General features: G+C 65.6%; 19 protein-coding genes. 10 read left to right on the forward strand and 9 right to left on the reverse strand.

The genetic code is table 11. From position 1 onward, the window contains the following. The first annotated feature begins 114 nt into the window (after positions 1-114). Genes GTZ97_RS11825 through GTZ97_RS11835 form a run of 3 tightly spaced genes read left to right on the forward strand, consistent with a single transcriptional unit; the run spans position 115 to position 2,565 of the window. Positions 115-465: a hypothetical protein gene (locus GTZ97_RS11825; RefSeq protein WP_161650844.1), complete on the forward strand. Its 351-nt coding sequence runs from the start codon at positions 115-117 to the stop codon at positions 463-465. Between the two features lie 52 nt (positions 466-517). Next, positions 518-1,639, forward strand: coding sequence for an MBL fold metallo-hydrolase (locus tag GTZ97_RS11830; protein WP_161650845.1), 1,122 nt, complete (start codon positions 518-520; stop codon positions 1,637-1,639). 23 nt (positions 1,640-1,662) lie between these two features. Then, positions 1,663-2,565, forward strand: a complete 903-nt coding sequence (locus GTZ97_RS11835) for a PEP-CTERM sorting domain-containing protein (RefSeq protein WP_161650846.1) — start codon at positions 1,663-1,665, stop codon at positions 2,563-2,565. Positions 2,566-2,636: 71 nt separating this feature from the next. Here the strand turns inward: GTZ97_RS11835 and clpB are convergent, their stop codons facing one another. The 8 genes from clpB to moaA form a co-directional block, all read right to left on the reverse strand. After that, positions 2,637-5,231, reverse strand: a complete 2,595-nt coding sequence (gene clpB, locus GTZ97_RS11840) for an ATP-dependent chaperone ClpB (RefSeq protein ID WP_161650847.1) — start codon at positions 5,229-5,231, stop codon at positions 2,637-2,639. 107 nt (positions 5,232-5,338) lie between these two features. Continuing rightward, positions 5,339-6,547, reverse strand: coding sequence for a GGDEF domain-containing protein (locus GTZ97_RS11845; RefSeq protein ID WP_161650848.1), 1,209 nt, complete (start codon positions 6,545-6,547; stop codon positions 5,339-5,341). A 110-nt stretch (positions 6,548-6,657) separates the two neighbouring features. Next, positions 6,658-7,044, reverse strand: a complete 387-nt coding sequence (crcB, locus tag GTZ97_RS11850; protein ID WP_161650849.1) for a fluoride efflux transporter CrcB — start codon at positions 7,042-7,044, stop codon at positions 6,658-6,660. Beyond that, on the reverse strand, positions 7,041-7,565 hold the full coding sequence (locus GTZ97_RS11855; protein WP_161650850.1) for a molybdenum cofactor biosynthesis protein MoaE: 525 nt from the start codon (positions 7,563-7,565) through the stop codon (positions 7,041-7,043). Before GTZ97_RS11855 ends, crcB begins: the two co-directional genes overlap by 4 nt. Before the next feature lie 5 nt (positions 7,566-7,570). Further along, on the reverse strand, positions 7,571-7,828 hold the full coding sequence (locus GTZ97_RS11860) for a MoaD/ThiS family protein (protein WP_161650851.1): 258 nt from the start codon (positions 7,826-7,828) through the stop codon (positions 7,571-7,573). Then, the gene (locus tag GTZ97_RS11865; protein ID WP_161650852.1) at positions 7,825-9,111 is read right to left on the reverse strand and encodes a molybdopterin molybdotransferase MoeA; all 1,287 of its coding nucleotides are present in this window, start codon (positions 9,109-9,111) and stop codon (positions 7,825-7,827) included. The genes GTZ97_RS11860 and GTZ97_RS11865 overlap by 4 nt, the downstream gene beginning before the upstream one ends. Before the next feature lie 50 nt (positions 9,112-9,161). Next, on the reverse strand, positions 9,162-11,129 hold the full coding sequence (locus tag GTZ97_RS11870) for a type IV pili methyl-accepting chemotaxis transducer N-terminal domain-containing protein (protein WP_161650853.1): 1,968 nt from the start codon (positions 11,127-11,129) through the stop codon (positions 9,162-9,164). Between the two features lie 18 nt (positions 11,130-11,147). After that, positions 11,148-12,128, reverse strand: coding sequence for a GTP 3',8-cyclase MoaA (gene moaA, locus GTZ97_RS11875; RefSeq protein ID WP_161650854.1), 981 nt, complete (start codon positions 12,126-12,128; stop codon positions 11,148-11,150). 137 nt (positions 12,129-12,265) lie between these two features. Between moaA and GTZ97_RS11880 the strand changes: the two genes are divergently transcribed. Continuing rightward, positions 12,266-12,853 carry a hemerythrin domain-containing protein gene (locus GTZ97_RS11880; RefSeq protein ID WP_161650855.1) on the forward strand — a complete coding sequence of 196 codons (588 nt, stop codon included), beginning with the start codon at positions 12,266-12,268 and terminating at the stop codon, positions 12,851-12,853. 11 nt (positions 12,854-12,864) lie between these two features. Here GTZ97_RS11880 and GTZ97_RS11885 read toward each other — a convergent pair whose 3' ends face one another. Then, complete coding sequence (locus tag GTZ97_RS11885; protein WP_161650856.1) at positions 12,865-14,070, reverse strand: NAD(P)H-dependent flavin oxidoreductase; 1,206 nt, start codon at positions 14,068-14,070, stop codon at positions 12,865-12,867. 90 nt (positions 14,071-14,160) lie between these two features. Here GTZ97_RS11885 and GTZ97_RS11890 point away from each other — a divergent pair, with 90 nt between their 5' ends. The 6 genes from GTZ97_RS11890 (at position 14,161) to GTZ97_RS11915 (ending at position 23,300) form a co-directional block, all read left to right on the forward strand. Next, a complete protein-coding gene (locus GTZ97_RS11890; RefSeq protein WP_161650857.1) occupies positions 14,161-14,904 on the forward strand; it encodes a response regulator in 744 nt (247 codons plus the stop codon). 164 nt (positions 14,905-15,068) lie between these two features. Continuing rightward, complete coding sequence (locus GTZ97_RS11895; protein ID WP_161650858.1) at positions 15,069-15,533, forward strand: universal stress protein; 465 nt, start codon at positions 15,069-15,071, stop codon at positions 15,531-15,533. A gap of 30 nt (positions 15,534-15,563) precedes the next feature. Beyond that, complete coding sequence (locus GTZ97_RS11900) at positions 15,564-17,213, forward strand: MFS transporter (RefSeq protein ID WP_161650859.1); 1,650 nt, start codon at positions 15,564-15,566, stop codon at positions 17,211-17,213. 265 nt (positions 17,214-17,478) lie between these two features. Then, a complete protein-coding gene (locus GTZ97_RS11905; RefSeq protein WP_161650860.1) occupies positions 17,479-19,194 on the forward strand; it encodes an MFS transporter in 1,716 nt (571 codons plus the stop codon). A gap of 11 nt (positions 19,195-19,205) precedes the next feature. Further along, on the forward strand, positions 19,206-19,400 hold the full coding sequence (locus GTZ97_RS11910; protein WP_161650861.1) for a hypothetical protein: 195 nt from the start codon (positions 19,206-19,208) through the stop codon (positions 19,398-19,400). Positions 19,401-19,487: 87 nt separating this feature from the next. Further along, on the forward strand, positions 19,488-23,300 hold the full coding sequence (locus tag GTZ97_RS11915; protein ID WP_161650862.1) for a nitrate reductase subunit alpha: 3,813 nt from the start codon (positions 19,488-19,490) through the stop codon (positions 23,298-23,300). Positions 23,301-23,316 lie beyond the last annotated feature (16 nt).

A 23,316-nucleotide genomic window follows, 5' to 3' on the forward strand; every position in this document is an offset into this window, starting at 1 on the left:
GGAACCTCCAGGGCGGCAAGCGCCATGCCCGCCCCAGACGTCCGCATCGACAGGAACAGCCCTTGCCGCACGGCGCACACCCATCCTCAGGAGCCTGCCATGACTGCATTGCTAATGGTGTTCGACGATCTTCAACAAGGCGAAGCGGCCCGCGCTGCATTGCTGAGCGACGGGCTGCCTGCCCAGGCGCTTGAACTGAGCACGCGTCACGACGAAGCGGGGCCTGTGGAGGGCAATTTCGTGGCTGGCAACGTGAAACGCGACACCATAGAGGCCACTCCGTTCGCGAAGAGCCATGGCGGCGTGGGTGACAACAGCTATCAGCACAATCACAAGCGTGTCATTGATCGCGGCGTCTGCCTGCTCTCGGTCGACGCGCAAACCGAGGAGGAGTGGGCACTGGCCTGTTCGGTCATGCAGCGGTATGGCGCGCTGAACGTCAACGGCGCACAGACACGGACGTGACCGCGGGCATGACCGCACCCAAACGCAACCGCTTTGCGCTAGTCTCTGGCGGGTGAAGAATCCGTACTTCAACCCCCTCAAGAAGCACCACCGCCCCGACGGTTTCCAGAACAACTACCGCTCCTTCCGCGGCAAGCGCCTGCGCGAGTTGCTGCGCTGGCGCTGGCAGGCCTGGCGCGCAGGCCACCCCCGCCCCATGCGTGAGGCCATCCCGGTGGTCGCGCCAGATCTGGCATTCATCCATGGCAACGCGCAAGCCGGGCGACACATGCAGCCGGCCGCCACCTGGATCGGCCACATCACCGTGTTGCTGCAGGTCGGCGGGCTAAACATCCTGACCGATCCGGTCTTCTCCGAGCGGTGCTTTCCGGTTCAATGGGCGGGCCCCAAGCGCCACACGCCGCCGGGCCTGACGCTGGCCCAGCTGCCGCGCATCGACGTGGTGCTGCTGTCGCACAACCACTATGACCACATGGACGAGCATTCGCTTGTCAGCCTGGCCACACAGCGCGGCGGGCCACCGCTGTTCATCACGCCGCTGGGCCATCGCCACTGGTTTGCCCGGCGCGGCATCCACCATGTCGTCGAGCTGGACTGGTGGGACACCCACGTGTTGCCAGAGACGGACCGCAGCCTGCGGATCCCGGTCACCCTGACCCCGGCTCAGCACTGGTCCGCCCGCACGACGACCGACGCGCTGCGCAGCCTGTGGGGTAGTTTCGTCGTGCGCTCGCCCGACTGCCATGTGTTCTTCTCGGGCGACACGGCCTACTCGAAGGACTTCATCGACATCCGCCAGCATTTCGCGCGCGACCACACCCCAGAGCAAGGCGGTGGATTCGATCTGGCACTGCTGCCCATCGGCGCCTACGAGCCGCGGTGGTTCATGAAAGACCAGCACTGCAACCCCGAAGAGGCCGTGCAGATCTTTCAGGACCTGGGGTGTAAACGGGCCATCGCGGTGCACTGGGGGACGTTTCAGTTGACGGACGAGGCGCTGGATGAGCCGCCACGGGCGTTGCGGACTGCACTACACCGGGCCGGCGTTTGCGAATCGACCTTTGCCGTACTCGCAATCGGCGCAACCTGCCCTGTTTCGAGCCGGTTGCACTCGGTCACAACTGACCACCAATCAGGGGAGTCCCCTTCATCGCCGGAGCTTGTCACAATTTGATCCTCATTCAACCAGGAGGATCCATGTCCGCTCGCATGCTCGCGTGCCTGGCCTTGGCCAGTGCCACGGTGGCACAGGCGCAAAGCCTGCCGTTCCCCAACCCCGGCCCCTACACGCAGGACTACGCCACAGCGTGGTTCACCGAAGACATCGACAGCACCACCAAGCTGTTCCAGTACGCGGTGATCAACCTTGGGACAGCAGCCACCCAGGAACGCTGGACGCGCATCGAAACCGAGGGCCCGGCCGTGAACGTTCGCGAATGGCGCACTGACACACCGATGATCAGCAGCTACGAGATCCCCATCCTGACCCCGTATGCGCTCAACGCCATTCGGCTGGACACCATCTTCCAGCCCTCGGGCTGGGAATGGCGGCTGATCGACCCCGCCACGACACCTGGCGCATGGAACAACACCACGGGCGACGCCCGCTTCGACAATCCGTATCGCCTGCTGCAGTGGTACGTGGCGGTCAACACCGACGACGACATGGCCGGCGCCCTGATGGCACAGGCTGCGATCGAGCCAGTCGGCTGGTTGACCCGTGAATCCTTGACCGAGTACATGGCTGACCCGGGCGCCGATCCCAAGTTCGGCGGCACCGATTGCGGCCTGAGCCTGTGGAACGAAGGCTGCGCCGGCAAGGGTTTCGGCTTCGAAGCCGTGGCCGGTGCCATCCTGGGCCCGGACGAGGTGGACTGGCTGCTCGTCACCCGCATGGGCGCCGACTACTTTGTGGAACCTCGCCCGCCTCAGATCGGTGACCCCGACCTGCCGGTGGGACGCAACGGACTGAGCTTTGGAGGCGGCCTGGCGCTGGTCGCCCCGACTGCACCAGTGCCTGAGCCGGGCACATGGGCCCTGACCGCAGCCGGCTTGTTGCTGATTGGCGCGCGCGTGCGCCGCACGCGCCAGCAGGCCTAACGATCTCGGGAGGCATCAAAAGGCCGCCCCACGGGCGGCCTTTTTCTTGCCAAACCGGCCCGGGGGCGATGTCAGTGCACAGTCCGCTCGAACGAGAACTGCCCCTCCGCATCCACCGTCACCGGCACCACATCTTTCGGCCCGAACTTGCCTTGCAGGATCAGCTTCGACAGCGGATTCTCGATGCGCTGCTGGATGGCGCGCTTGAGCGGCCGCGCCCCGAACACCGGGTCGAAGCCCACCTTGGCGATTTCCGCCAGGGCTTCGGGCGAGACGTCGATACGCATGTCCATTTGGTGCAGACGGTTCTCCAGACCCTTGAGCTGGATCTTCGCGATCGACTGGATGTTGGCCATGTCGAGCGCGTGGAACACCACCACCTCATCAATGCGGTTCAGGAACTCGGGCCGGAAGTGCTGCTTGACCTCGACCCACACAGCATCCTTGATGTCCTCTGAGGGCTGGCCGGCCATCTGCATGATGTGGTGCGAGCCCAGGTTGCTGGTCATCACGATCACGGTGTTCTTGAAGTCCACGGTGCGGCCCTGGCCATCGGTCAGGCGGCCATCGTCCAGCACCTGCAGCAGGACGTTGAACACGTCCGGGTGGGCCTTCTCGACCTCGTCGAGCAGCACCACGCTATAGGGCTTGCGTCGCACAGCCTCCGTCAGGGTGCCGCCCTCTTCGTAGCCCACATAGCCCGGGGGCGCGCCGATCAGGCGGCTGACCGAGTGCTTCTCCATGAACTCGCTCATGTCGATGCGGATCAGGTGGTCTTCGCTGTCAAACAGGAAGCCCGCCAGGGCCTTGCACAGCTCGGTCTTGCCCACGCCGGTGGGGCCCAGGAAGAGGAAGGAGCCGTACGGACGATTCGGGTCGGACAGGCCGGCGCGTGAGCGACGGATGGCATCGGACACGGCCACGATGGCTTCGTCCTGTCCCACGACACGCTCGTGCAGCTTGTCTTCCATGGTCAGCAGCTTGTCGCGCTCGCCTTGCATCAGCTTGGACACGGGGATGCCGGTGGCACGCGCCACCACTTCGGCGATCTCTTCGGCGCCAACCTGGGTGCGCAACAGCGTGGGCTTGCTCGCGTCCTTGCCCTTGGCGTTCTCCTTGTCCTGGGCTTCCTTCAGGCGTTTTTCCAGGTCGGGCAGCTTGCCGTACTGCAACTCGGCCACCTTGTTGAAATCGCCCTTGCGCTTGAGCTCTTCAATCTGGAAGCGGATCTTGTCGATCTCTTCCTTCACATGGGCAGAGCCCTGGGCCTGGGCTTTCTCGGCCTTCCAGACCTCTTCCAGATCGGCGTACTCTTTCTGCAGGCGCTTGATTTCGTCCGAGATGAGGCCCAGGCGCTTGATCGAGGCTTCGTCCTGCTCCTTCTTGACGGCCTCGCGCTCGATCTTGAGCTGGATGAGTCGGCGATCCAGGCGGTCCAGCGCCTCGGGCTTGGAATCGATCTCGATCTTGATCTTCGCCGCGGCCTCATCGATCAGGTCGATGGCCTTGTCGGGCAGGAAGCGGTCGGTGATGTAGCGGTTGGACAGCTCGGCCGCGGCCACGATGGCTGGGTCGGTGATCTCCACCCCGTGGTGCACCTCGTACTTCTCCTGCAGGCCGCGCAGGATGGCAATGGTGGCCTCCACCGTGGGCTCGTCGACCAGGATCTTCTGGAAGCGGCGCTCCAGAGCAGCGTCCTTCTCGATGTATTTGCGGTATTCGTCCAGCGTGGTGGCGCCGATGCAGTGCAACTCGCCGCGCGCCAGGGCGGGCTTGAGCATGTTGCCCGCGTCCATCGCGCCTTCGGCCTTGCCAGCGCCCACCATGGTGTGGATTTCGTCGATGAAGAGGATGATGCGCCCTTCTTCGGCGGCCACTTCCTTGAGCACGGCCTTCAGGCGCTCTTCGAACTCGCCTCGGAACTTGGCGCCAGCCAGGAGGCCCGCCATGTCCAGCACCAGCACGCGCTTGTCCTTGAGCGTGTCGGGCACCTCACCGGCTACGATGCGCTGCGCCAGGCCTTCGACGATGGCCGTCTTGCCCACACCTGGCTCACCGATCAGCACGGGGTTGTTCTTGCTGCGGCGCTGCAGCACCTGAATCGCGCGGCGGATCTCTTCGTCGCGGCCGATCACCGGATCGAGCTTGCCCGATCGCGCCCGCTCGGTCAGATCCAGCGTGTACTTCTTGAGCGATTCGCGCTGGCCCTCCGATTCGGCGTTGTCGACCTTCTGGCCGCCTCGCACGGCCTGGATGGCCGTCTCCAGTGCGGCGCGGTTGAGGCCGTGGTCGCGGGCCAGGACAGCCGTGTCACCCTTGTGATCGCACAGGGCCAGCAGATACATCTCGCTGGCAATGTAGGCGTCGCCCCGCTTGTGGGCCTCTTTCTCGCAGGCTTGCAGCAAGCTGACGGTGTCGCGCCCGGCCTGCACTTGCTCCGCACCCTGCACCTGGGGCATCTTGTCGATCTGCTTTTCCAGCGCCGTGGTCAGTGCCGGCAGGCGTACGCCGGCGCGCTCCAGCAGCGAGCGGGGGCCGTCGTCCTGACGGATCATGGCCAGCAGGATGTGGGCGGGTTCGATGTATGGGTTGTCGCGCGTGATGGCGAGGCTCTGGGCCTCGGTCAGGGCTTCCTGGAATTTGCTGGTGAGTTTGTCGAGTCGCATGGGCACTCCTGGGGCGCCTCCGTGGCGCCTGATTGCCCATGAAGATAAGGCGCTGGCGTGGCTTTTCAAGTGGTCGGCCGCCCCGAGCGCAGGAATCTTGCGCCAGATCAGGCCTGCCGAGAGCCCTCGTGCGCCTCGCCGGCCGACGGCGCATCGCTGAACACCACCCGGTTGCGGCCCGCCTGCTTGGCCTGATAGAGGCAGGCGTCTGCCCGGCTGAGGTCGTGCTCCAGCGACGTGCCACCGCCGTGGAAGCTGCCGCCGATGCTGACCGTGATGGACACCGGCCCGTCGCGCGTGGGGCATGGGGTGCGCGCCACCTGCTGACGCAGGCGCTCGGCGACCACCCGCGCTTCGCCCTTGCCACGGATGGGCAGCAGCACGGTGAACTCTTCCCCCCCGTAGCGGGCGAGCAGGGCGTCATCGCGGAGATGCTCACGCACCACGCGGGTCAGATGACGCAGCACGTCATCACCCACGAGGTGGCCGTAGCGATCGTTGATGGCCTTGAAGTGATCCACATCGAGCATCAGCACCGCCACCTGGTTGGCCTTGTGTGCCTGCATGGCCAGCATCCGCTCGCCCAGCTCACGCAGCCCGCGACGTGACAATGCGCCGGTGAGGTCGTCCGACAAGGCTCGTGCGCGCAACTGCTGATTAAGCCGATCATTGACGATGGCGAACACCACGGCAGCCACGGACAGTGGCAACAACGCGAAGGCAAGCCCCGAAAAAGGCAGCAACCACGCCGGCGCGTGCAGCCAGTGATCTGGATACGGGCCAGCCACCGTGGCGTTGTGCCACAGGGTGATCAACCAGATCAGCGCGAAAACCCCCGCCACGGCCAACAGGCTCAGCTCGCTGCGCGTGACGTGTGCGCTGCGCAGGATGAGCCAGCCCTGGTCCACGAAGAGCCCCGTGCTGACGAATGCGAACACAAACGCGATCGCAAACAGGAAGAGCGGTTCACTGCCCAAAAAGCCCGCAAGCCACAACGTCGCCCCCACCGTCAGCGTCACGGTCGCCCCGATGCCGGGGTGGGTCCGCCTGCCGTTGAGCTGGCGAAACGCCCACGCCAGCATGCACACACCCATGGCGACCACACCGATGGCCACCTTGCTGAGCGGATCACGCCAGTCACCGCTGCTGAAAGGCAGCGCCAGCAAGGCCAGCAGACACAGAAACGCCCCCTGGTACAGCCGCAGGGCTTCACGGATGCGGGGCTGGTCGGTGCGGATCAGGCCCATGAGGCCCAAACCCACCGCAGCGCCTGCCCCCGCCATCGCGTAACACGAGAAGACGTCGATTGAAACCATGGCTGATTTTGCCTGCCGAAAGGTATCGGTTTATCGGCGGGCGGGCGCCGGGCTTGACCCCATTAGCCCGCGCGCATCCTGGCGGCTTGTTTCACGATGTGACAGACAGTTCACGCCACCGCCAGCCACCATCGCATCAGCCGCGCCCCGGCCGCAGCGCACAGGAAGGCGCCCAGGACATGCGCCAGCGTGTGCGTCAGCGCCAGGCCGAAGCGCCCCCGCTCCACCAGCGCCAGCGACTCGACCGAAAACGTCGAAAAAGTCGTGAGCGCGCCCAGAAAGCCAGTGATCAGCACCAGGCGCAGCGCCTCATTGGGCTCGCGGCTGAGAAACACGATGGCCCCACCGGCCACCAAGCCGCCCACCATGTTGACCACGAGTGTCCCCAGGGGGAAGCCGGTCCACAGCGGGTTGAGCCACACACCCACGGCCCACCGACCCAGGGCGCCCAGCATGGCACCGGCCGCCACAGCCACTGCAGACCACCACAGGCTCATGCCGGCCCTTTCTGCGGTGAACCAGTGCCGCCCCAGCGCGCGGCAGCGGCATGATCGGTGTCACGGGCAGCCACCCACTGGCCCTCACCCCGGACGGATTCCTTCTTCCAGAAGGGGGCCTCGGTCTTGAGCCAGTCCATCAGGAACTCGGCGCAGTCAAAGGCGGCATGGCGATGGGCCGAGGTCACGGCCACGAGCACGATCTGGTCGCCCACGGCGAGCGGCCCTACGCGATGAATGATGCGCACGCCGCGCACGTCGAAGCGCCCGCGCGCCTGCGCCACCATGCTGGCCAAGCTGCGCTCGGTCATGCCGGGGTAATGCTCGAGTTCGAATCCGAGCTCGGCCGCATCGACACCACGGGCTGCCTGCCATTCACGCACCGTGCCGACAAACGCAACCACCGCGCCCACACCCGCATCGCCGTTGCGCAGGCTGGCCACCTCCTGTGTCAGGTCGAAGTCGGCCGGGCCCACGCGCACGTGAGGTAGCTCGTCTTCCCAGCGGCCCACCTCGGTCATGGCGATCATCCTCCGGTCACGGGCGGAAAGAAGGCCACCTCGGCGCCGTCTTCCAGCGGCTCGTCGTCTTCGCACATCACCTGGTTGCACGCCGCCCGCACGAGCCCGACAGCGTCAAAGGCCTCGGCGTGGGCCGTCGAGCTGGCGCACAGCCAGTCACGCAAACCGCCCACAGTGTGGGGCTGCGGCACATCGGCCAGGTCCACGCGTTCGCCCGCCCCGAGCCGCTCGCGCAGCGACGCAAAGTAACGCACCTCGATCATGCCGGGTCTCCATCTGGCTGGCTGGCGGCCTCGGCGGGCCGCAGCAGTTCAGCATACGACAGGTAACGCACCATATCGCCCGGCTGAATCGCCTGGCCCGGTGGCACGTCGACCACGCCATCGCCCCACGCGGCGGATGACAGCACGCCCGACCCCTGGTGCGGGTGCAGCGCCAGCGCGCCGTCCGCCGCGATCCGTGCGCGCAGAAACTCGCGGCGCTTGTCTGGACGCGGCCAAGCAAAGCCAGCCCGGAGCGAGACGGGCCTGGGCAAACGCCAGCCTTCGCCTGCGAGCACACCGATCACCGGCCGCACCAGCAGCATGAAGGTGACATAGCTGGCCACCGGATTGCCAGGCAACCCCATGTACCAGGCGCGCGAGCCGTCGGGTCGGTTCAGCCAGCCAAAGACGAAGGGCTTGCCGGGCTTGATGCCCAGTGCCCAGAAGGTCAGCCCGCCCTCGGCCATCACAGCCTGGCGGAGGTGGTCCTCCTCACCCACCGATACCCCGCCGCTGGTCACGATCAGATCGTGGTCGTTCGCCGCCTCGCGCAAGGCCGCGCGGGTGGCGGCCAGGTGGTCAGGCACGCAGCCCAGATCACGGTGCTGGGCGCCGGTGGCCTGCACCAAGCCCCTGAGGGTGTGGCGGTTGCTGTTGTAGATGGCGCCCGGTGGCAGAGGCTGGCCTGGCATCACCAGTTCGCTGCCTGTCGTCAGCACGGCCACGCGCGGCGGCTGGTAGACGGTCAGGCGATCCCGCCCCACGGAGGCAGCCACCCCGAGCGCCGCGGATTCAAGCCGGGTGCCACGGCGCAGCACCGTTTGCCCGGCGCGGATGTCCTCCCCGCGCCGGCGGATGTTCTGCCCAGGCATCACGGCGTTCAGGAAACAGATTTCGCCGTCTGGCGTGGTCTTGGTCTGCTCCTGCATCACCACGGTGTCGGCTCCCGCCGGCACCGGGGCCCCTGTGAAGATGCGGGCGCAGGTGCCTGCCACCAGCGCCTGCCCCACATCGCCAGCGGCGATGCGCTGCGACAGGCGAAGAACGCCGCCACTGGCAGCCGGGTCAGGTGCGGGACTGGATGCGAGATCGGATGCGCGCAAGGCGTAGCCGTCCATGGCGCTGTTATCCAGCGGCGGCACATCGACCGGCGAAACAACATCTTCGGCCAGCACGCGGCCCAGGGCATCGAAGCTGTCGACATTCGTCACGGCAGCCGGATGCGACATCCGCCAGGCCAGCAGTTCTGTCTCCAGGCGTGTCCAGGCCTCATCCAGAGGCATCAGCTGTTTGGGCGCGGGTAGCACGGTTCTCCTCAGGTAATCAGACAGGATCAGCTCATGGTCAAGGTCAACTCGGTGCCTTGCGAATCAGACCGGATGTCGAGTTGAGCGCCAATCATCGTCGCGCGCTCACGCATGATGCTCAGGCCCACGTGCGTGGCGTCGGGGGGCGAGGCTTCCGGATCGAAACCGCAGCCGTTATCCCGCACGCGGATCTGCCACTTCGGCCTCGCCTGCACGCGCACCTGGACGTCGGTGGCGCCAGCGTGCTTGCGCACATTCGACAGCGCTTCCTGCACGATGTGCAGGACCTGGATCTGTACGTCGGCCGGCAGCGGCACGCCGTCGTCCTCGTACGTCAGATGGCCACGCAGACCCGCCTGCAATTCGAACTTCGAAAGCGTCTCGCGCAGCGCCAGGTCGAGTCGGCCGCTGTCCGTGCGCACCCGGAAGTGCAACAACAGTTCGCGCACATCGCTGTAGCTTTCGCGCACGCCTTCATCGAGTTCACCCATCACGGTGTCGATGGCCGCCTGGTCGCCCCGGGCCATGGCTGAGCGCAGCAGCCCCATCTGGATCTTCAGAAAGGCCAGCGACTGTGCGATGGAGTCGTGCAGTTCTTGAGCGAGTAACTTGCGCTCGCTGGCCACCGCGAATTCGCGGTCAAGCGCCACCATCCGCAGGCTCTCCATGGCACCCGCCAGGTGGCTGGCCAGGGCCGTGAACAGATCGCGGTCTTCTTCGCTCAGCGTGACATCGCTGCGGTAAAACAGCTCCACCTCGCCCAGCAGCCGATGCTGCAAGTTCAGGGGTATGGCCACCAGCGTGGCGTAGCCCTCTTGTTCGCATCGGCGCTTGACGCGCTCCTCCAGCCCATTGCCTGTCGCCACGGGCTCACTGGCAATGGGGATCACACGGGTACGGGGCAGCACCCCCCGCTCCGGCCGGGTGCCGCAGAAGCAATCGCCCGTGAGGATGCACTGCTCTTCTTCGGCGAGGATACGCGGCAGGCTGTCGCTGGCCAGCAGCATGTAACGGTCGTTGGCCTCGTCCGACCAGCGGATGGCCACGGCATCAGCCCGCGCGATGCCGCGCATCTGCCGGGCGAATCCCGCGCCGAGCGACTGAAGGTCTTCGGCCGAAGCCACAAACGTAGACACATCGTACAGCGCGCGCAAACGGGTCTGCTCATCTCGCAAACGACGGGTCTTTTCGGCCACCTTGGCTTCCAGGCTGCCGTAGGACAGCGCCAGCTGCTCGGTCATGCGGTTGAAGCCCTCCGCCAGCTCACCCAGTTCATCGGCCGCACCGGGTTTGACCCGCGCGCTGAAATCACCCTGTTCCACAAGCCCGAGCGCCGCACGCAGCCGGGCCACAGGCTCAAGGATGACTACGTGTCCCGCGTACAGGATGATGAGCGCGCTGACCACCGCCAAGGCCATCATCAGCATCTGGAAGGTGTAGAGCATGCGCGTGCGCCCTTCCAGGCGGTGCTCGATGAGCGAGACAAGCGCGTCGACCTCCTGAACGAAAGGCTCGACATCCAGCCGCGCGACCGGCTGGGGCGCAGCCAGTTGCGCCAGCACACCATCGCGCAATTCGCTCCACCGCGCCTCGACCGCCAGCACCTGCAAGCGCACGTCCTCACTGCGGGGCACCGCCAGAGGACGTTCGGTGCTGCTGCGGTTCAGCAGGCTCAGACGCGCCTGGATGGCCGTGAGGCGCTGGCGCACATCGGCAGACGCGTCCGGTCGGCTTCGCTCTTGGTGATCACGCAGATGCAGCGCCATCTTGTAAGACAGCATGCGCACCCGCCCCACCTCGTTGATCGCCGCACCGGCGCCCGCGATCTGCCAGGTCACCCAGATAGACAGACCGACCGACAGCAGCGCCACCCCGAGAAAGACCGCACCGATGCCCGCCAGCTTGCGCGCCAGCGTCAATCGGGTAGTCCGGCGAAAGGACAGTTGGGGGTCGGACCGTTCATACGGATCCGCCTGGGACGAAGTGGTCGGCATCTTGGCGATGGCAGGCGCTCAGCCTCCAGTTTGCGCCATGAATCGGACAATTTTCTCCGGGCGCTCGTTGAACTCGTGTCTCAGGGGCTTGCGCGCCAGCGCCGCCAGGATGGCAGCATCCAGCTCGCCATCGTCGGCGCCTGCGCGCAACAGCCGCCCCAGTGGCATCTGGTCATTCTGGCCCAAACAGAGGTAGAGCGTGCCATCCACACCCAGGCGCACACGGTTGCAGGCTTCACAGAAATGCTGGCTCATCGGGGTGATGACACCCAGACTCATGCCACTGTGAGGCTCGCGCCAGTAACGCGCGGGCCCGGCGCCCTGCCCCAGCACCTGGGGCAGCAGGCCCATGCGGCGGGCCAGCATCTCGCCGAGCGCCGTGAGGTCCCGACCTTCGGCAGACCGCCCCGTTGCGCCCACGGGCATGGGTTCGATCAATCGCAGCACCAGGCCGTGCTGCCGGGCAAAGGTGACCATGGCCTCGATCTCGTGGTCATTGACGCCCGCTTGCACCACCATATTGAGTTTGATGGGGCGAAAGCCGGCGGCCGACGCGGCGGCGATGCCTTCGAGCACCTCGCCCAGACAATCCCGCCCGGTGATGCGGGCCATGCAGCTTTCGTCCAGGCTGTCCAGGCTGATGTTCAAGCGGTCGACCCCCGCCTGGCGCAAGGGCACGGCCATGCTCGACAGCCGCGTGGCGTTGGTCGAGACAGACAGATCCTGCAACCCCGGCATGGCGCGCAGCGACGCCGCCAGATCGCACACGCCCCGCCGCAGCAAGGGCTCCCCCCCCGTGAGCCGCACCTTGCGGACGCCCATCGCCACGAAGCGGCCCACCAGACGGGCCATCTCGGGGTGGGTCAGCCAGTTGGCTGGCTCTTCAAACCCCTTGAAAGCCTTCGGCAGGCAGTAGGTGCACCGCAGGTCGCACCGATCGGTCACCGACACCCGGAGGTAGTCGATGACGCGGCCGTGTCCGTCGATCAAGGTGGGCATGGTGGCAAGGGAGCGATGATCCTGATGGGCGCAGTCTAGGCGGGCGCATGCTCCGTGAACATCCTTCTGTGGCACTACTCCCTGCCGCCAGCGCGGGCTCGACCGGCTGCCCATGGCGTCCGGCGCACAATGCCGAGATGCCACCTGCCATCTCGCCTCGTCCAGCGCAGCCGCCCGCCCCGTCGCGCCCTGCGCCGCGCGCGCCAGTCACCCCACAGATCGACGACCCGGTCGAGTTGTTACTCGCCTGCCACGACAAGGTGCGGCACTTTACCGGCCTCAGCGAACGGCTTGCGGCGCATGTGACAGCGTATGGCGCAGACCGCCAGGCGCGCGATGCCGCCAAGGCCGTGTTGCGCTACTTCGAGATCGCCGCACCACACCATCACGCGGACGAGGACGAAGATCTGTTCCCCGCCCTGGCGGGCCTGCACGATCCGGAACTCAATGCCACGCTGGCCGCCTTGAGCGCGCAGCACCAAGAACTGGGTGCCCTCTGGGCCGAGGTGGCCGCATGGTTGCGTGCCCTGACCGATGCCGATGGCACGCCGCCACCGCAGGACGTGCCGTTGGCCCTGATTGCCCGCTTCAGTGCCGCCTATCAAGCTCACGCCCAGCGAGAGGAACAGGCCGTCTTTCCACATGTGGCCAGGCTGTCACCTGAGGCGGTGGCCCGGGTGGCCGCGGCCATGGTGCGCCGCCGGACGGCGCCCACCGGCCGCTGACGGGGGGCTGGTCAGGCTGCAGATGCCGGCACCTGGCCGGTCAGCAGGCACACCATCAACTCGCGCACCGAACGGATCTGTGAGCCGAACGGCAGCGCGCCCACGCCCCTGAAGAACAGCCCCTTGCGGACGTCGCCGCGCAGCGCTGCGGCCAACTGGTTGTCAATGCAGAACTGGCCCCACGTGGCCAGGCCATCACGCAGCCCACATTGCGCCAGACAGTCGAATGCCTTGGTGCAGCGGCTCTTGACGTGGGCCACAGACTGCAGGCGCGATTCGATCTTCATGTAGGCCTGCAGCCACGGTGTCCTGACTGCACGGGCGGGCAGGCCTGCCACGCTGACAAACTCGGCCAGGTCTTCATCGCGCGCATCGGCCAGCACTTGCTTGAACGCGGGATGGGCATCGCCCTCGGTGGTGACTGCAAACGGGGTGCCGAGTTGCACGCCGGCAGCGCCCAGACCTTGAAGGCGCACCACGTCGGCCTGGCTGCGCACACCCCCGGCCGCGATGAGCGGTATCTCGCGCTCCAGGCCGGCGCTGCGGAAGAAGGCCTGTGCCTCGGGGATGACACGCTCGAAGTCAAAACGTGGATCGTGCAGGTCATCGACCCGGGCCGCGCCCAGGTGGCCGCCGGCCAGGCGCGGATGTTCAATCACGATGGCATCGGGCAGCCGCTTCTTGCGCTCCCATTTCTTCACGATCAGCTGAATACCGCGCACGTCGGACAGGATCGGGATCAGCAGCGTGCGCGGATGGTCCTTGGCCAGATCCGGCAGATCCAGCGGCAGCCCCGCGCCGACCACAATGGCGTCGATGCCCGACGCCAGCGCCTGACGCACGGACGCCGCGTACTCGCTCACCGCCCGCATCACGTTGATGGCCAGCAGCCCGCCTTGCCCGGCCACCGCCCGGGCCGCACGGATCTCGCGGTCGATCGCCTCCAGATTGGCCGCATCGATGGCGACCTTGGCTGCCTCGCCAGGTGGCAGGCCGGTGGTGCGCGCCATCAGATCGGGGTGGTGTCGTCGCAGGTCCACGGACGACAGTGTGCCCACCCCGCCCAGGCCGGCCACCGTGCCTGCGAGGCGATGACCCGATACGCCCACCCCCATGCCCCCCTGGACAATGGGCAACAACGCGCGGTCGCCCAACTGCATCGGTTGGATGGGGCTGTTGATCAGCAATTGCTGCAGATCGGAGGGAATGACTTGCATGGTGGACAATCCGGGTCGTGACAGACCCCGCAGCGTAAGTGGCGTGACCAGCACGACAGCTTGCCCTGCGTCAAAGGATGGACGGATCCCATGCGTGTACGCCTGCTGGTCGTGGATGACCACACCCTCTTCCGCCGCGGGCTGATTGCCCTGCTGAGCCAGTCGCCCGAAGTCGAGGTTGCGGGCGAAGCAGCCGATGCGGGCGAGGCCCTGCGGCACACGGCGCTGCTCCGCCCGGATGTGATCCTTCTGGACAACCACCTGCCCGGCGTTCACGGCGTCGATGCATTACCCCAGTTGCTCGCGGCCTGTCCGTCCACGCGGGTGCTCATGCTGACCGTCAGCGAGGACGCCGATGACCTGGCCAACGCATTGGCGCGGGGGGCCAGCGGCTACCTGCTCAAGACCGTGGAGGGCGATGACCTGGTGCAATCGGTGCTTCGCGTGCACAAGGGCGAATCGGTCGTCTCACCCGAGATGACCAGCAAGCTCGTGCGGGCGTACCGGCAAGCGGTGCAGCCCGCTGATGCAGGCGCGGCCGTGTCGCCGCCCCCGCCAGAGCCGGCCGCCACCCCGGCAGCACCGACCGAGCCGGTGGCCGAGGCGTCCGCGTCGGCTGCGACAGGCGCGACAAATCGGCTGTCGCCGCGCGAGCGCGACATCCTGCGCGAGATCGCACGCGGCGCCAGCAACAAGGAAATCGCCCGCAGCCTCGACATCGCTGAAACCACCGTCAAGATCCACGTACAACACATTCTGCGCAAGCTCAATCTCAGCTCGCGCGTGCAGGTGGCCGTGTATGCCGTGAACCACGGACTGGACCAGTCCACCTGACGGCACCATCCCCGCCTCGTTCTTTCGGCACAGCATCTCGCTGCCGCATCCCTCCTCCGGACAGGCGCCTGACGTTCTGAAGAAGGATGTGCAAGCGCACACCTTCACCTCACAGTTCCACATGAGCCCCGACTGCGTTCAGCCGGGCGGAACTGGAGGATTCCATGGAAGTGATGCTCGCCTACGACCATTCACGCAATGCACGCATTGCGCTGGACGCGGTCAAACGGCTTTTTTCAGAACAGAAGCCCACCGTCACGCTGATCTCGGTCATCGAAGACCCCGGTAGCAACACCAGCGCCAGCGACGAGATGTTTCAGGCGCAATACGACGAGCAAAAGCGCGGCGCGGAACAAGCCGCCGCTGAGCTGGTCGCCGAAGGCTTCACCGCCAAGGTGCTGGTGGCCGAAGGCGACGCGCGCAAGATGATTCTGCGCGCCACGCAAGAGCGTCGGCCGGACGTGCTCGTCATGGCGCGCCACTCCTACAAGCCCGACGGCAACTTCATCACCCGCCGGCTGGACGCCATCGTCGAAGAGTTCGACCACATGACCTTCGGCTCGGTGAGCGCCTTCCTGGCGCGCCGGGTCCAGTGCCCCCTGCTCATCATCCCAACCCACGGGGAGTAAGGGCCAAGAACCCCTGCTCCCGATCGCATCATGCAAGTCAGTGACCTGTTCCGGTTCAAGAACCGGGAGATCAAGGCGCTCCATCTGACCTGGATCGCCTTTTTCATTTGCTTCTACGTCTGGTTCAACATGGCGCCTTTGGCGTCGTCCATGCTCAAGTCGGCCGGCTGGCTGACCAAGGACGACATCCGGCTGTTCGCCATTGCCAACGTGGCCCTCACCATCCCGGCGCGCATCATCGTCGGCATGGCGCTGGACCGTTTCGGCCCGCGTCGTGTGTTCTCGATCCTCATGGTGCTGATGGCCGCCCCCACCTTGGCATTCGCCTTTGGCGACACCAAGGAACAGCTGTTTGCCTCGCGGCTCATCCTGAGCTCGGTGGGCGCCAGCTTCGTGGTGGGCATCCACATGACCGCGCTGTGGTTCAAGCCGCGTGACATCGGCTTTGCCGAAGGCTTCTACGCGGGATGGGGCAACTTCGGCTCGGCCGCGGCCGCGATGACCCTGCCCACCATTGCGCTGACCATGTTCGGTGGCGATGACGGCTGGCGCTACGCGGTGGCTCTGTCCGGCGTCATCATGGGCTTGTACGGCGTGTTCTACTGGTTCGCCATCACCGACGGCCCGAGCGCCGACACCCACAAGAAGCCCCGCAAGGCTTCCGCCATCGAGGTGTCGAGCTACCGCGACCTGATCGTGCTGGCCGTGATGACGGTGCCCATGATCGGCATCCTCTCCATCCTGGTCTGGCGGGTTCATCGCACCGGCTACATCGATGACCTGACCGCGATTACCTGCTACTTCGCCATTGCCGCCGTCATCGCCTACCAGCTGTACCAGGTGTTTCGTGTCAACTTGCCCATCCTCAGGAAGGGCGTGCCCGCGGATGACCGCTATCCCTTCAGTTCGGTGGCGGCACTGAATACCACCTACTTCGCCAACTTCGGCGCCGAACTGGCCGTGGTGTCGATGCTGCCGATGTTCTTCGAGGAGACCTGGGGGTTGACCGCCGCAGCAGCCGGCCTGATCGCCTCAACCTTCGCATTCGTCAACCTGTTCGCGCGACCCATGGGCGGGCTGGTGTCTGACCGCTTCGGCAACCGGCGCTTCGTGATGCTGGCGTACATGCTGGGCATTGCCATCGGCTTCGGCCTCATGGGCCTGATGAACAGCAAGTGGCCGCTGGTGATCGCCGTGGCCATCACGGTAGGCTGCTCGTTCTTCGTGCAGGGCGCAGAAGGGGCGACCTTCGGCATCATCCCCTCCATCAAGCGGCGCCTGACCGGTCAGATTTCGGGCATGGCCGGTGCGTATGGCAACGTGGGCGCAGTGTTCTACCTGTTCGTGTTCATGTTCGTCACGCCATCGCAGTTCTTCATGATCATTGCCGCAGGCGCCTTCATCAGCTGGCTGGTCTGCCTGAAGTGGCTCAAGGAGCCCGAAGGCGGCTTCGGCGACGAGTATGTGATCTCGTCGGTCGATCGCGCCATCGCCCACGAAGCGCAGCAACGCAAGCAGACCCAGGCGCAGCTGGCCACTGTGCTGCAGGGCAATCAGGGCGTGGAGCTGGTCGAGCGCGGTGAAGGTCTGACACTGACCGCTCGCTTCCGCAGCGTGGAAGAACTGCAGGTGCTGGTGCAACGCTTCGAGCAAAAGGGGCTGCTGCCTAGGCAGACCTGATCTGGCCCCACCCCGCCCATCCCAAAAGGCCGTGCCATGCACGGCCTTTTTTCATGCCAGGCCGGATCACGCCATTCGGTCGCCATCCGGTCGGCAAGCGGCGTAGTTCTTTTGAACGATGGCCGAGCGCGCATGGCCATCGGTCTTTCAGAACGCCGCCGATGTTCCTCAGAAGGATAGGCAGCAAAGCCCGCAAAACGCACAGTGAAGCCTGTTGCGATGGGCGTGCGTGCGCCCATTCGAACGCCTCAGAAAGGTAAGCAAAATGGCAAAGATTCAGAACTGGACCCCGGAAGACCCGGTCTTCTGGCGCCAGACCGGCAGCAAGCTGGCGTGGCGCACCTGCGGGGTCACCACCTTCTCCCTCATCTTCTCGTTCGCCACCTGGTTCGTGATGAGCGCCGTGGTGGTGCGCATGCCCGCCATCGGGTTCAAGTTCACCACGACCGAGCTGTTCTGGCTGGCCGCCATGCCAGGCTTGGCCTCCGGCATCCTGCGGCTGATCCACTCCAACTTCATTCCCGTCCTCGGCACGAGGCCGGTGATCAGCATCGCCACCATCATCAAGATCATCCCCATGGTGTGGCTGGGCTACGCCATCCAGGATCTGAACACCCCGTGGGCGACATTCATGATGATCGCTTTCCTGTGCGGGATGGGCGGCGGCGACTTCTCGTCGTTCATGCCCTCGACCAGCATCTTCTTCCCCAAGCGGCTGCAAGGGACCGCCATGGGCATCCAGGCCGGCCTGGGCAACTTCGGCGTCTCGATCGTGCAGTTCGTGGCGCCCTGGATCATCGGCTTCGCTGCCTTGGGCAGCGTGGTCGGTGGCCCGCAGGTCTTCACCAAGGCCGACCCGGTCAAGGGCGCGCTCACGGTAACGCGCGACGCCGGCATCGTGACCGACGTGAAGGTCAACCAGCCCGAGTTGCTGGCTGCGATCGATGTGGTGCGCGAAGACGGTCTCATCAAGGACGTGATCCTGCGCGATACGGCCGAGACCCCGCTGATTCGTGAACAGATCAACCGCGACAGCAACGGCCAGATTGCCGAGGTGGTCCCCACCAAGGGCTATCGCCTGGATGTCCGCCGCAACGATGACGGTGCCATCACCGATGTGACGCTGCGCAGCGTGGACAAGAAGCCCATGTGGCTGCAGAACGCTGCCTTCATCTGGGTGCCCTTCCTCCTGCTGGCCTTTGTGCTGTCCCTGGTCTTCCTGCGCAGCCTCCAGCTTCCCTCGCGCGGCTTCAAGGGTCAGTTCGAGATCCTGAGCAGCCGCAATCGCGCCGCCACCCACACCTGGAACTGCACGATGACCTACATCTGCTCGTTCGGGTCGTTCTCAGGCTTCTCGGCGGCCTTCCCCATGCTGATCAAGACGCTGTACGGCAACTTCGACGGTGCGCCTGATCCGCTGGCCTACGCCTACCTCGGCCCGCTGATCGGTGGCCTGGTGCGCATGCTGACGGGCGGCTTCTTCGACAAGGTCGGCGGCAGCAAGGGCATGCACTGGACGACCATCGGCCAGATCCTGGGCTGCATCTACCTGATCGCCGGCGGTTACCTGACGCCGCAAAGCGTCGAAGACTTCCAGGGCTTCCTGTGGGGCATGCTGTGGATCTTCCTGATGTCCGGCATCAACAACGCCGCGACCTTCCGCCAGTACCCGATCGTGTTCGCCTACTCGCCAGCCAAGGGCGCGCAGATGCTGGGCTGGACAGGCGCCTGGGCAGCATTCGGCCCCTTCGTCTGGAACGCGCTGATCGGCGTGACCCTGGACAAGACCGGCACCGTGACCCTGTTCTTCGCTGGCGTGGCCGTGTTCTATCTGTACTCACTGGGCATCAACTGGTGGTACTACACCCGCAAGGGCGCCGAGCGCTTCGACTACGGCAACGCGGGCGGCACCTGGTGGGATCGCCTGACCGCGGCCGACCAGGAACGCATGAAGCGCATCGACCTGCGCCAACCGGCCTGAAGGAGCACGTCATGGACGCCATCGTGAATGCCGGCGCCGTCGCCTACGGCCTGTTGCTGGTGACCGGCACCTTCATCCGCACGCCGGTGACCGAGGCCCTGCGCATCGACGCCATGTTTCTGCCGAACGCCGGCGACAAGGGACGCGTGCTCAACCTGCTGCTCGGCTCCCTGATCGCAGGCTACGGCGCCTGGTCACTCTGGTGACGCCCTGACGCCTGCCCCGCAACCCCACTCGCTCTCTCAAGGGTCTGCGCCCGACACCGGCGCAGACCGCCCCAGAAGGACAACACCATGAGTCATTTCCTGGACCGCCTCAGCTACTTCTCATCGCCCCGGGAGGAATTCTCCCAAGGTCACGGCGTGACCACCGGCGAAGACCGTACCTGGGAAGACGCCTATCGCAACCGCTGGCAGCACGACAAGATCGTGCGCTCGACCCACGGCGTGAACTGCACGGGCTCGTGCTCGTGGAAGGTCTATGTCAAGGGTGGCATCGTCACCTGGGAAACCCAGCAGACCGACTACCCCCGCACCCGACCGGACCTGCCCAATCACGAACCCCGTGGCTGCGCCCGCGGCGCTTCGTACAGCTGGTACCTCTACAGTGCCAACCGCGTGAAGCACCCGATGGTGCGCGGTGAACTTCTCAAGCAGTGGCGTGCGGCCCGCACCGTGGCCAAGAGCCCGGTCGATGCCTGGGCCAGCATGATGGCCAGCGAAGACATCCGCCGCAGCTGGCAGAAACAGCGCGGCCTGGGTGGCTTCGTCCGCAGCACCTGGGACGAGGTCAACGAGATCATTGCCTCGGCCAACGTCTACACGATCAAGCAACACGGTCCGGACCGCATCATCGGCTTCTCGCCCATCCCGGCGATGTCCATGGTGTCGTATGCCGCTGGCAGCCGCTACCTGAGCCTCATTGGCGGCGTGTGCATGTCGTTTTACGACTGGTACTGCGACCTGCCGCCGGCCAGCCCCCAGATCTGGGGCGAGCAGACCGATGTGCCTGAGTCGGCCGATTGGTACAACTCGAACTTCATCATTGCCTGGGGTTCGAACGTGCCCCAGACCCGCACGCCCGACGCCCACTTCTTCACCGAAGTCCGTTACAAGGGGGCCAAGACGGTCGCCGTCACCCCCGACTATTCCGAAGTCGCCAAGCTGGCCGACATCTGGATGCACCCCAAGCAGGGCACCGACGCGGCCGTGGCCATGGCCATGGGTCACACCATCCTGCGCGAGTTCTATGTCGAGAAGCGCAGCGCCTACTTCGACGACTACGCCCGCCGCTACACCGACTTGCCGATGCTGGTGATGCTCAAGGAGCAGGACACCCCCGCCGGCAAGGCCCTGGTGCCGCACCGCTACCTGCGCGCCAGCGACCTGAGCAACGAAGCCGCACAGGGCAGCAACCCGGAGTGGAAGACCCTGGCCTACGACGGCGAAGGCCGTGTGGTGGTGCCGCAAGGCTCGATCGGCTTCCGCTGGGGTGCCGATGGCCGCCCGGATCAGGGCAAGTGGAACCTCGAAGCCAAGGAGGCCATCGAGGGCCGTGAGGTCAAGCTCAAGCTGTCGGTGCTCGAAAACGCCGAGCACGCCGAAACCCATCGCGCAGACACCCAGGCCGTGGCCTTCCCCTACTTCGGCGGCATAGACTCGCCTGGCTTTCCGAGCAACAAGCAGGGCGACGTGCTGCTGCGCCATGTGCCAATGCAGCGCATCACGGTGCAGGAAGGCGGCCAGGCCCGTGAAGCCTGGGTGGCCACGGTGTATGACCTGCAACTGGCCAGCTACGGCGTCTTCCGCGGCCTGACCGACGCCGATGGCGTGCTGGTCGACAACGGGGCCCGCAGCCTGGACGACAACGTGCCCTACACCCCTGCCTGGCAGGAGCAGATCACCGGTGTCCCGCGCGACCAGGTGCTGACCGTGGCCCGCCAGTTCGCCGACAACGCAGACAAGACCAAGGGCAAGTCCATGGTCATCATCGGCGCGGCCATGAACCACTGGTACCACTGTGACATGAACTACCGCGGCATCATCAACATGCTGATGATGTGCGGCTGCATTGGCCAGAGCGGCGGCGGCTGGGCCCACTATGTGGGCCAGGAGAAGCTGCGCCCGCAGACCGGCTGGACAGCGCTGGCCTTCGCACTCGACTGGTCGCGTCCCCCGAGACAGCAGAACTCCACGAGCTTCTTCTACGCCCATACCGACCAGTGGCGTTATGAGAAGCTCGGCGTCGAGGAAGTGCTCTCGCCGCTGGCCGACAAGTCGCAGTTCAGCGGCAGCATGATCGACTACAACGTGCGCGCCGAGCGCATGGGCTGGCTGCCGTCAGCCCCGCAGCTGCAGACCAACCCACAGCAGGTCGTGCGTGACGCCGCCGCGATCGGCCTGGATCCAAAGGATTACGTGGTCCGCTCGCTGAAGGACGGCTCGCTGACGCTGTCCTGCCAAGACCCGGATCATCCGTCCAACTGGCCGCGCAACCTGTTCGTCTGGCGTTCCAACATCCTTGGCTCGTCGGGCAAGGGCCATGAGTACTTCCTCAAGCATCTGCTGGGCACCACCCATGGCGTGCAAGGCAAGGACCTGGGTGCAGACGAGGCCAAGCCCGAGGAGGTGACCTGGCACCAGCACGCGCCCGAAGGCAAGCTGGACCTGCTGGTCACGCTGGACTTCCGCATGAGCACCACCTGCCTGTACTCGGACATCGTGCTGCCCACTGCCACCTGGTACGAGAAGAACGATCTCAACACCAGCGACATGCACCCCTTCATCCACCCGCTGTCCACCGCGGTGGACCCGGCATGGGAGGCCCGCTCCGACTGGGACATCTACAAGGGCTTTGCGAAGAAGTTCAGCGAAGTCTGCGTGGGCCATTTGGGCGTCGAGAAGGAGGTCGTGCTGACCCCGCTGATGCACGACACCCCTGCCGAGCTGGCGCAGCCCTTTGGCGTGCAGGACTGGAAGAAGGGCGAGATTGACCTGATCCCTGGCAAGACCGCCCCGCAAATCACCGTGGTCGAGCGCGACTACCCCAACACCTTCAAGCGCTTCACCTCGCTCGGCCCCTTGATGAACAAGCTGGGCAATGGTGGCAAGGGCATCGGCTGGAACACGCAAGACGAAGTGCACCAGCTCGGCGAGCTCAATGGCACGGTGCGCGACGAAGGCGTCAGCAAGGGCCTGCCCAAGATCGAGACCGACATCGACGCCGCAGAGGTGGTGATGATGCTGGCGCCCGAGACCAACGGCCACGTTGCCGTCAAGGCCTGGGAGGCCCTGTCCAAGCAGACCGGCCGCGAGCACGCGCACCTGGCCCTGCACCGCGAAGACGAGAAGATCCGCTTCCGCGACATCCAGGCGCAACCGCGCAAGATCATCTCGTCGCCGACCTGGTCGGGCCTTGAAAGCGAGAAGGTCTCGTACAACGCCGGCTACACCAATGTGCACGAGCTGATCCCATGGCGCACCCTCACCGGTCGTCAGCAGTTCTATCAGGACCACCCGTGGATGCAGGCTTTCGGCGAAGGCTTCGTGAGCTACCGCCCGCCCGTGGACCTGAAGACGCTCGACGACATCGGCGGCCGCAAGCCCAACGGCAACCAGGAGATCGCGCTCAACTTCATCACGCCGCACCAGAAGTGGGGCATCCACTCGACCTACTCGGACAACCTGCTGATGCTGACGCTCAACCGCGGCGGCCCGGTGATCTGGCTGAGCGAGGACGACGCGAAAAAGGCGGGCATCGTCGACAACGACTGGGTCGAGCTGTTCAACACCAACGGGGCCATTGCGGCCCGTGCGGTGGTGAGCCAGCGCGTCAACCCGGGCATGGTCATGATGTACCACGCGCAGGAAAAGATCATCAACACCCCGGGCTCGGAAATCACCGGCACGCGCGGCGGCATCCACAACTCGGTGACCCGCGTCGTGCTCAAGCCGACCCACATGATCGGCGGCTATGCCCAGTTGAGCTACGGCTTCAACTACTACGGAACCATCGGCACCAACCGCGACGAGTTCGTGCTGGTGCGCAAGATGAACAAGGTCGACTGGCTGGATGGCGAGGCCACCGCTGCCGCCACCCACGCCTGACGATCAAGGAGAACAT

This window comes from Aquabacterium fontiphilum (genome assembly GCF_009909205.1).
Taxonomy (GTDB): domain Bacteria; phylum Pseudomonadota; class Gammaproteobacteria; order Burkholderiales; family Burkholderiaceae_C; genus Aquabacterium; species Aquabacterium fontiphilum.